Annotated in this window: 2 protein-coding genes; both read left to right on the top strand. The window is 64.5% G+C overall.

Annotated features, from left to right (window positions below):
- Positions 1 to 1,038, top strand: a 1,038-nt coding sequence (locus ACLK1G_RS25770; RefSeq protein WP_420767945.1) for an AMP-binding enzyme, incomplete at its 5' end; no start/stop codon positions are given.
- The coding region (locus tag ACLK1G_RS25765) for an amino acid adenylation domain-containing protein (protein WP_420767944.1) at positions 1,038 to 11,065 on the top strand (10,028 nt) is incomplete at its 3' end. The genes ACLK1G_RS25770 and ACLK1G_RS25765, both read left to right, overlap by 1 nt.

The raw sequence follows: 11,065 nt of genomic DNA, 5'->3' as shown, positions 1-11,065 counted from the left end.
GAGCTTGCTCGCGATGGCGTCCTATCAGTCAGCCCATCATTGATTGACCCGCCGCTATCGCGAGCAAGCTCGCTCCCACAAGGAATTGAGCATGTCTATGATCTTTATGGCCCCTCCGAAGACACCACCTATTCAACCTGGACCCGCCGCACCCAAGGCGGCACGGCCAACATCGGTCGCCCACTCAAGCACACCGCCAGCTACCTGTTGGACGCCAACCTGCAACCGGTCCCCCAGGGCGTGTCGGCTGAGCTGTACCTGAGCGGCGCGGGCATCACCCGGGGTTACCTTGGCCGCGCGGCGATGACCGCCGAAAAATACGTGCCCAACCCGTTCTCCACCACCGGCGAACGCCTGTACCGCACCGGCGACCTGTGCCGTTATCGCGACGACGGCGCGCTCGAATACCAGGGCCGCATCGACCATCAGGTGAAGATCCGCGGCTTCCGTATCGAGCTGGGGGAAATCGAGGCGCGACTGCTGCAACAGCCCGAGGTCAAGGAGGTGGCGGTGCTGGCCCAGGAAGGGCCGGGCGGGCAGCAGTTGGTGGCCTATGTGGTGGCTTCGGCGGATGCCGACACCCTGCGCGATCCACTCAAAGCCCGCCTCAAGGAGCATCTGCCCGACTACATGATCCCGGCGCACTGGCTGTTCCTCAATCACCTGCCGTTGACCCCCAACGGCAAACTCGACCGCAAGGCGTTGCCGGGCATCGAGGCCGGGCGATCGCAAAACGCATACCAAGCACCCGTCAGCGAACTGGAACAGCAAGTCGCGGCGATCTGGGCCCAGGTGCTCACCGTCGAGCGCGTGGGCCTGAACGATCACTTCTTCGAGCTGGGCGGCCACTCGCTGCTGGCGGTCACCGCCGTCTCGCGCATGGCCCTCGAACTGGGGTTGAGCCTGACCCCGCAACTGCTGTTCCAGCACCCCGTCCTGCAGGATTTCATCGCCCGACTCGACAGCACGGACGGGCCAATCAATGAAGAGAAACTGAACAAGCTGGACGCCCTGCTTGATGAAATGGAGGAAGTCTGATGGACAAGAGTGTTGCTTTGAGGGTCGCCAAGCGCTTTATCACTCTGCCGCTGGACAAACGCAGGCTGTACCTTGAGAAGATGCTGGAAGAGGGCGTCTCGCCGGCCAACCTGCCGATCCCCGAGGTGCGTTCCGGGTTCGAGCATATCCCGCTGTCCTACGCCCAGGAGCGTCAGTGGTTCCTCTGGCAAATGGAGCCGCACAGTTCGGCCTACCACATCCCCAGCGCCCTGCGCCTCAGAGGTCGATTGGATGTGCCGGCGCTGGAACGCAGCTTCAATGCCCTGGTCGAGCGTCACGAAAGTCTGCGCACCACGTTCGCCGAGCACGGCGAGCAAGCTGTGCAGGTCATCCATCGGCAGATGCCCCTGAGCATCGCTGTCGAGACGCTGCCCACCGGTTCATCGACCAGCGAGCACGCGGGCATCAAGGCTTACATCGAAGGCGAAACCGCACGTCCATTCGATTTGCGCCAAGGGCCGTTGCTGCGGGTTTCGCTGTTGAAAATCGCCGAGGACGACCATGTGTTGGTGCTGATTCAGCACCACATCATCGCCGATGGCTGGTCGATGCGCGTGCTGGTGGATGAACTGGTGCGCTGTTACGCCGCCGACACCGGCGGCCAGCCGCTGGCATTGCCGGAACTGCCGGTGCAATACGCCGACTATGCCATCTGGCAACGCCATTGGCTGGAAGCCGGCGAGCGTGAACGCCAGTTGGCTTATTGGGTCCAGGTCCTCGGCGATGAGCAACCGGTGTTGGAGCTGCCGTTCGATCATCCGCGCCCCCCGGTGCAAAGCCTTCGTGGCGCGCGGCTGGACGTGAAGCTGGCGCCGGAGCTGGCTGCCTCGCTGAAACAACTGGCCCAGCGAGAAGGCGCCAGCCTGTTCATGGTCTTGCTCGCCTCGTTCCAGGCGTTGCTGCACCGCTACAGCGGCCAGCCGCAGATCCGCGTCGGCGTGCCGACGGCGAACCGCAACCGGGTCGAGACCGAAGGGCTGATCGGCTTTTTCGTCAATACCCAGGTGCTTAACGCCCACGTCGATGGGCAGCAGCCATTCGATGGCTTGCTCGCCCAGGTCAAGCAAGCGGCCATGGCGGCCCAGGCCCATCAGGACCTGCCGTTCGAGCAACTGATCGAAGCCCTGCAACCAGAGCGCAGCCTCAGCCACAGCCCGATCTTCCAGGTGATGTTCAACCACCAGAACGCCGATGCTACGGGTCGCCGGCAGACGCACCTGCCGCAACTGCGCGTCGAGGACCTGACGTGGGAAGGGCGCACCGCCCAGTTCGACTTGACCCTCGGTACCTACGAAACCGAGCAGGGCATCGCCGCGGAGCTGACCTACGCCACCGACCTCTTCGAACCGCAGACCATCGAGCGCCTGGCCGCGCATTGGCAAAACCTGCTGCGAGGCATTGTCGATGCACCCCGCCAGCGGGTCGGCGAACTGCCGCTGCTCGACCCGGCGCAACAGCGATTCACGCAACAGCAATGGCTGCGCGTCGCCGACCACGGCGCCGGAGCCGTGTGCGTCCACCAACGCATCGTCGAACAAACTCAGCGGGCCCCCGACGCACTGGCACTGACCGTGGACGGACAATCCCTGAGCTACCGGCAATTGGACGCCCGCGCCAATCAACTGGCCCACCGCTTGATTGATATGGGCGTGTCCCCCGGGGAGCTGGTGGGCATCGCGGTGGAGCGCAGCATTGAGATGATTGTCGGCCTGCTGGCGATCCTCAAGGCCGGCGGCGCCTACGTACCGCTGGACCCGGCGTATCCCGAGGATCGCCTGGCCTACATGATCGAAGACAGCGGCATCGGGTTGCTGCTGACCCAGGCCCGTTTGCAGGCGCGATTGCCGATCCCGTCGACGCTCCGGACCCTGCTGCTCGATCAGCGGGACGCCGCGCTGCAAGAGGCTCCGAAAACCTGCCCGGCCGTATCGCCGACCGGCGAGCACCTGGCCTACGTCATCTACACCTCCGGCTCCACCGGCAAGCCCAAGGGCGTGATGGTGCGCCATGGTGCGCTGAGCAATTTCATCACCAGCATGATCGCCCAGCCGGGGCTCGCGGCGAGCGATCGCATGTTGTCGCTGACGACCTTCTCCTTCGATATTTTCGGCCTGGAAATCTACGGGCCGCTCTGCGCCGGGGCCAGCATCGTCCTGACCGGGCAGAACGTGCATCAGGATCCGCAAGCGGTGCTGGCGCTGGTCGAGCATCACGACATCAGCGTGCTGCAAGCCACGCCGTCGAGCTGGCGCATGCTGCTCGACCATGAGCGGGCATCGGTGCTCGCCGGCCGGACATTCCTGTGCGGCGGCGAAGCCTTGCCCCAGGAACTGGCGCAGCGACTGCTGGCGCTTTCGCCAAAGCTCTGGAACCTCTATGGCCCTACCGAAACCACCATCTGGTCGGCCGCGCATCCATTGAGCCCCGAGCGCGACCGGCCGTTCCTTGGCCAGCCGCTGGACAATACCGCGCTGTACATCGTCGGCGGCGACCTGACCCTCAATCCGCCCGGCGCGCCGGGCGAGCTGCTGATCGGCGGCGCCGGCCTTGCCCGTGGTTATTTCCAGCGCCCGGGGCTGACCGCCGAACGCTTCGTACCGGACCCGTTTTCCACCGCCGGCGAACGGCTGTACCGCACCGGCGACCTGACCCGCTATCGCCCCGAAGGCGTGGTCGAATACCTCGGCCGCATCGACCATCAGGTGAAGATCCGCGGCCTGCGCATCGAACTTGGGGAAATCGAAGCCGCGCTGCTGGCCCAGGACAGCGTGCGCGAAACCGTGGTGGTCGCCCACGAAGGCCCGACCGGTGCGCAACTGGTGGGCTACGTCGTGCCTGCCAGCGGCGCGGTGCCGGAGCCCGATGCGCCGTTGCGCGTCGCGCTCAAGGCAGCCCTCAAGGCGCAGTTGCCGGACTACATGGTCCCGGCGCACCTGTTGTTCCTGGCCCGATTGCCACTGACACCCAATGGCAAGATCGATCGCAAGGCCTTGCCGGCGCCCGACGCCAGCGATCTGCAACAGGCCTACCTGGCGCCTCGCAGTGAGGTCGAGCAACAAGTCGCGGCGATCTGGCAGGACGTGCTCAAGCTTGAGCGCGTGGGCCTGGAGGACAACTTCTTCGAATTGGGCGGGCATTCGCTGCTAGTGACCCAAGTGGTCTCGCGAATCCGTCGGGTGCTGGGCATCGAGGTGCCGCTGCGCAGCCTGTTCGAACACAGCACCTTGCAGGCGTTTGTCGCAGCCTTCGAGGCCACGCCAGGCGAACAGGCCCCGGCAATGGTGCCGGTGCCTCGCGATGCGCCACTGCCGCTGTCGTTTGCCCAGGAACGCCAATGGTTCCTGTGGAAAATGGACCCGGACAGCGCCGCCTACAACATCCCCACGGCCCTGCGGATGCGCGGCACGCTGGACAAGGAGGCGCTGCGCGAAAGTTTCGCCGCGCTGGTGGCGCGTCACGAAAGTTTGCGCACTGTATTCGTCGAAGAGGATGGCCGCACCTGCCAAGTCATTCGCGAACAGGGTGAGGTCGACTTCGTCGAGCAGCGCCTGGAAGAGGATGAGATCCAGGCCTTTGTCGAACAGCAGACACAGCGCCCCTTCGATCTGTTGACTGATTCATTGCTGCGCGTGGCACTGCTGGAGGTGGATGAGCAGGATCACATCCTGGTGCTGACGCTGCATCACATCGTCTCCGATGGCTGGTCCTTGCAGGTGATGGTCGATGACCTGATGAGCCTGTATTCGGCGTTCGCCCAAGGCCAGCAAGCGCATCTGCCGCCATTGGCGGTGCAATACGCCGACTACGCCGTCTGGCAGCGGCAATGGATGGCGGCCGGTGAGCGGGATCGCCAATTGGCCTATTGGTCCGGGCAACTGGGCGGTGAGCAACCGCTGCTGGAACTGCCCACCGACCGTCCGCGCCCGGCGCAGCAAAGCCTGCGCGGCGCACGCCTGCCGATCAGGCTGGACGCTGCCTTGAGCGCGAACCTCAAGGCCCTGGCCCGACGGGAAAACGTCACGCTGTTCGTGCTGTTGCTCGGCTCTTTCCAGGCGCTGCTGCACCGCTACAGCGGCCAGGCCGACATCCGCGTCGGCGTGCCGATCGCCAACCGTCAACGACTGGAAACCGAGCGACTGATTGGTTTCTTCGTCAACACTCAGGTCCTGCGCAGCGAGTTTCACAATGGGCTGACCGGCGCCGCTCTGTTGCAGCAGCTCAAGCAGACGGCCCTGGCCGCGCAGATGCACCAGGACCTGCCTTTCGAGCAACTGGTGGATGCTTTGCAGCCGCAGCGCAACCTCAGCCACAGCCCGTTGTTCCAGGCGATGTTCAACCACCGCAACGAAACCGATTCGGCGTTCGCCAATGCCTTGCCGGACCTTTGCGTCGAGCCCCTGGGCTGGACGCAGCGTACCGCGCAATTCGACCTGAGCCTGGACACGGTCGAGGGCCCGCAGGGCTTGCACGCGGCCCTGACCTATGCGACGGATCTGTTCGAGCCGGCGACCATCGAGCGCATGGCCCGGCATTGGCTCAACCTGTTGCGCGAGCTGGTGCACGACCTGCATCGCCCGGTGGTGCAGTGGGCGCTGTTGGATGAGGACGAGCGCCGGCACATGCTCAGCGACTGGAACGCGACGGCGCAGCATTACCCGCTCGACCGCAGCGTGCAAAGCATGATCGAGGAGCAAGTGCGCCGGACCCCGGACGCGCCTGCGCTGGTCTTCGGCGAGCAGCGCCTGAGCTACCGTGAACTCAACGCCCGGGCCAACCGTTTGGCCCATCGGTTGATCGACCAGGGCGTCGGCCCCGACGTGCTGGTGGGCATCGCCGTGGAGCGTTCCGTGGAGATGGTGCTGGGGCTGTTGGCGATCCTCAAGGCCGGCGGCGCCTACGTGCCCTTGGACCCCGAATATCCGCACGATCGCCTGGCCTACATGTTCGACGACAGCGGCATCGGCTTGCTGCTGACTCAGCGACATTTAATCGATTCCTTACCGATTCCGGTAGGGCTGCGCAGCCTGGTGCTGGACCTGCCCGATGACGGCTTGTATGCCAGCCGCGTCGGCAATCCAGGCGTCGAAATCCACGGCGAAAACCTGGCTTACGTGATCTACACCTCCGGCTCCACCGGCAAGCCCAAGGGTGCGGGCAATCGCCATCGCGCCCTGGCCAACCGGCTGTGCTGGATGCAACAGGCGTATGGCCTCGATGCCTCGGACAGCGTGCTGCAAAAGACACCGTTCAGTTTCGACGTGTCGGTGTGGGAGTTCTTCTGGCCGCTGCTGACCGGTTCGACGCTGGTGGTGGCCGCGCCGGGCGCCCACCGTGACCCGGCGCAGTTGATCGACTTGATCACGGCCCAGGGCATCACCACGCTGCACTTCGTGCCGTCGATGCTCCAGGCGTTTATGCAGGACCCGCGCGTGGCCGAATGCACCGGTTTGAAGCGGATCGTCTGCAGCGGCGAAGCGCTGCCGGTGGATGCCCAGCAGCAGGTGTTCGCTAAATTGCCGAACGCCAACCTGTACAACCTCTACGGCCCGACCGAGGCGGCCATCGACGTCACTCACTGGACCTGTGTCGAGGAGGGCCGCGACAGCGTGCCCATCGGCCAACCGATCGCCAACCTGGGCACCTACATCCTCGACGATGAATTGTCGCCGGTTCCGGTGGGGGTGATCGGCGAGTTGTATCTGGCGGGCAAAGGGCTGGCGCGGGGTTACCACCGACGCGCGGCGTTGACCGCCGAGCGCTTCGTCACCGGGCCGTTCGGCCATGGTCAGCGCTTGTATCGGACCGGCGATCTGGCGCGCTATCGCCCCGACGGCGTGATCGAATACGCCGGGCGGATCGACCATCAAGTGAAGATCCGTGGCCTGCGCATCGAGTTGGGTGAAATCGAAGCGCGCCTGGCCGAACACGATGCCGTGCGCGAAACCGTGGTCCTGGCCCAGGACGGCACGCTGCTGGTGGCTTATCTGGTGCCGGCGCGCGCCGAGCTGCTCGCCGCCGATGGCGCCGTTCGCCAGGCGCTGCAAGCAAGCCTCAGGGAACATCTGAGCCAATCCTTGCCCGACTACATGGTGCCGCAACACTGGGTGTGGCTGGAAAAAATGCCGGTCAGCCCCAACGGCAAGCTCGAGCGCAAGGCACTGCCCAAGGCCGAGCCGAGCGCCCATCCCCAGGCCTACATCGTAGCCATGACGGCGCAGCAGCAGACGCTGGTCGATATCTGGCAAAGCGTGCTTGGACGCGAGCGCGTGGGTGTGACCGACAATTTCTTCGAGCTGGGCGGCGATTCGATCATCTCCATTCAGGTGGTGAGCCGGGCCCGGCAGGCCGGCCTTCATTTCAGCCCCAAGGACCTGTTCCTGCACCAGACCATCCAGGGTTTGGCCGGCGTGGCGACAACGGGAGACGGCGGGCCGGTCATCGACCAGGGCCCGGTGACAGGCGAGGCGCTGCTGCTGCCGTTCCAGCAGTTGTTTTTCGAGCAGGCCATGGCCGAGCCCCATCACTGGAACCAGTCGGTACTGCTCAAAGGCGTGCGGCCGGTGCACGCCGGGCATCTGGAGCAGGCGTTGCAGGCCGTGGTCGAACATCACGATGCGTTGCGCTTGGCCTTCACCCATGAGGATGGCGCCTGGATCGCTCGCCATAACACCCTGGCCGATCAACGTGCGTTGTGGCAACGCTCGCCGCTGTTGTGGGCCGCCGAGGTTCCCGACGCGCCGGCCCTCGAACGCCTGGCCGAACACGCCCAGCGCAGTCTTGAACTGGGCAGTGGCGCGCTGCTGCGGGGTGTCCTGGCGACCCTGGCTGATGGCAGCCAGCGGTTGTTGTTGGTGATTCATCACCTGGTGGTGGACGGCGTGTCCTGGCGGGTGCTGCTGGAAGATTTGCAACAGGCATACGACCAATTGCAGGCCGGCCAGATGCCGACGTTACCGGCCAAGACCACGTCTGCACAGACTTGGGCGCAACGGTTGCAGGCCCATGCCAGCAGTGCGGCGTTGCAAGGCCAAGTCGCTTACTGGCAGGCGCAACTGGACGGCGCTCGCCCCGACCTGCCTTGCGACTACCCCCACGGTGATTTGAGTCGGTGTCATGGGACGCAAGTCCAGACGCGGCTGGACAAAGCACTGACACAACGATTGTTGCAGCAAGCCCCGGCGGCCTATCGCACCCAGGTCAACGACCTGCTATTGACGGCGCTGGCCCGGGTGATCGGCCGCTGGACTTCCCAGGCGTCGACCTTGATCCAGTTGGAAGGCCATGGCCGCGAGGCCCTCTTCGATGATGTGGACCTGAGCCGCAGCGTGGGTTGGCTCACCAGCCTGTTCCCCGTGCGTCTGACCCCGACGGCGACCGCCGGAGGCTCGATCAAGGCGATCAAGGAGCAACTGCGGGCGATCCCCGACAAAGGGCTTGGCTTCGGCGTGCTGCGTTACCTGGGCGATGAACCGACGCGTCGTGCCCTCGCGGCACTGCCGGTGCCGCGCATCACCTTCAATTACTTGGGGCAGTTCGACAGCGGCTTCAACGAAGCGGCCAATGGGCTGTTTGTCCCGGCCAGCGAATCGGCGGGCGCGGCGCAAAGTCCGTTGGCACCGCTGGATAACTGGTTGACTCTCAATGGCAGCGTCTATGCCGGTGAGTTGAGCATCGATTGGAGCTTCAGCACGCAGATGTTCGACGAAGCGACGATCCAGGCGCTGGCAGAGGATTACGCTCGGGAATTGCGGGCGCTGATCGACCACTGTTGCCAGACCGAACGCCACGGCTTCACGCCGTCGGACTTCCCCCTCGCCGGGCTGAACCAGGCGCAATTGGACGCGTTGCCGCTGGTGGCGCGAGAGGTGGAGGACCTTTATCCGCTATCGCCGATGCAGCAGGGCATGCTGTTTCACACGCTGTACGAGCAACAGGCCGGCCACTACATCAACCAGATGCGCGTGGAGGTCCAAGGGCTGGACGTCGAACGCTTCCGCCTGGCCTGGCAGGCGGCCACGGATACCCATGACGTGCTGCGCAGCGGGTTTGTCTGGGCCGGCGATTTCAAGCATGCATTGCAGGTGGTGTACAAGCGCGTCGACGTTGTGTTGCAGCTTGAGGACGGGCGCGCACAGGCTGACCTGGCTCACTGTCTGGAAAACCTCGCAACGGCCCAGCGCCAACAAGGGTTTGCCCTGGACGCGGCGCCGTTGTTGCGGTTGGTGGTCGTGCGCGTGGCGGACGATCGTTATCACCTGATCTACACCTGCCATCACATCCTCATGGACGGCTGGAGCAACTCGCAGTTGCTCGGCGAAGTGCTGCAACGCTACAGCGGGCAGTCCGTTGCCGTATCGGGCGGTCGTTATCGGGACTACATCGCCTGGCTGCAACGCCAGGACGCGGCGGTCAGCGAAGCGTTCTGGAAACCTTTGCTGCAACGCCTGGAGGCGCCGACGCGGCTGGCCGACGCGGTGGCCAAACCGACGGACGCTGGTGTTGGTTATGGCGATCATGTGCAGGTGCTGGACGAAGCCCTGACCCGTCGCCTGGAAGCCTTTGCCAGATCTTCGAAGGTCACGGTCAACACGCTGGTGCAGGCCGCCTGGTTGCTGCTGTTGCAGCGCTACACCGGTCGAGAAACGGTTGTCTTCGGTGCGACGGTGGCCGGTCGCCCAGCGGACCTGCCTGGCATCGAGCAGCAGATCGGTTTGTTCATCAACACCTTGCCGGTGATCGCCAGCCCTCGGGCCGAGCAGTCCTTGGACAGCTGGCTGCAAGCGGTGCAAGCGCAGAACCTCGCCTTGCGCGAGTTCGAGCACACCGCGTTGCTGGACATCCAACGCTGGGCCGGGCAGGGCGGCGACGCGTTGTTCGACAGTTTGTTGGTGTTCGAGAACTACCCGATCGCCGAGGCCCTGGAGCAGGGCGCACCGGACGGTTTGCGTTTTGGTTCGCCGACCACTCAGGAGCAGACCAACTATCCGTTGACGCTGTTGGTGGGGCTGGAGCGGCAGTTGTCGGTGCATATGAGTTATCAGCGGGCGAGTTTCTCGGCGGCTACCGTGGAGCGATTGGCGGCGCATCTGGCTCAGTTGCTCGGACAGATGACGGCTAATGGCAAGCTGTGCTTGGGTGAACTGTCGATGCTGGAATTCGATGAACACCAGCGCCTGACCCATGACTGGAATCCGGTGGATGCGCCGTTCGAGCAAGACCTATGCATCCATCAATTGATTGCCCGCCAAGCGGATAACACCCCGGACGCCTTGGCGGTGACGTTCAATGATATTCGCCTGAGCTACAGCGAACTCGACGGCCGCGCCAATCGTCTGGCCCATAAACTGATCGAGCTGGGCGTCGGCCCGGAAGTGCGCGTGGGTGTGGCGATGCCGCGCTGCGAGCAACTGCTGATCGCCTTGCTGGCGGTGCTCAAGGCTGGCGGCGCGTATGTGCCGCTTGACCCGGATTACCCGGCCGAACGCGTGGCCTACATGCTCGACGACAGTCGGGCGAAGGTGCTGTTGACCGAGCAGGCTGTGGCTTTGACGGCGCCGGCCGGAACCCGAGTATTGATCCTCGATCAACTCGACCTTTCACGTTATCCATTGAGCGCACCGGTTACTCACGTTTCAGCGGACAACCTCGCCTACGTCATCTACACCTCCGGCTCCACCGGCAAACCTAAAGGCGTGGCCATCGCCCACCGCAACGTTCTGGCGCTGATCGACTGGTCGAAAACCGTCTACAGCCGCGACGACATCCAAGGCGTGCTGGCCTCGACCTCGGTGTGTTTCGACCTGTCGGTGTGGGAGCTGTTCGTGACCCTGGCCAACGGCGGTTCGCTGATCATCGCCCGCAATGCCCTGGAACTGCCGCACCTGCCGGCCCGCGACCAGGTGCGCCTGATCAACACCGTGCCCTCGGCCATCGCCGCGTTGCAGCGCAGTGGGGAAATTCCTAAGAGCGTGCGCATCATCAACCTGGCCGGTGAGCCGCTGAAGCA

Source organism: Pseudomonas algeriensis (assembly GCF_048847255.1).
Lineage (GTDB): Bacteria > Pseudomonadota > Gammaproteobacteria > Pseudomonadales > Pseudomonadaceae > Aquipseudomonas.
Note: the sequence above shows the minus strand (reverse complement) of the source record. Positions and strands in the feature narration are given on the sequence as shown.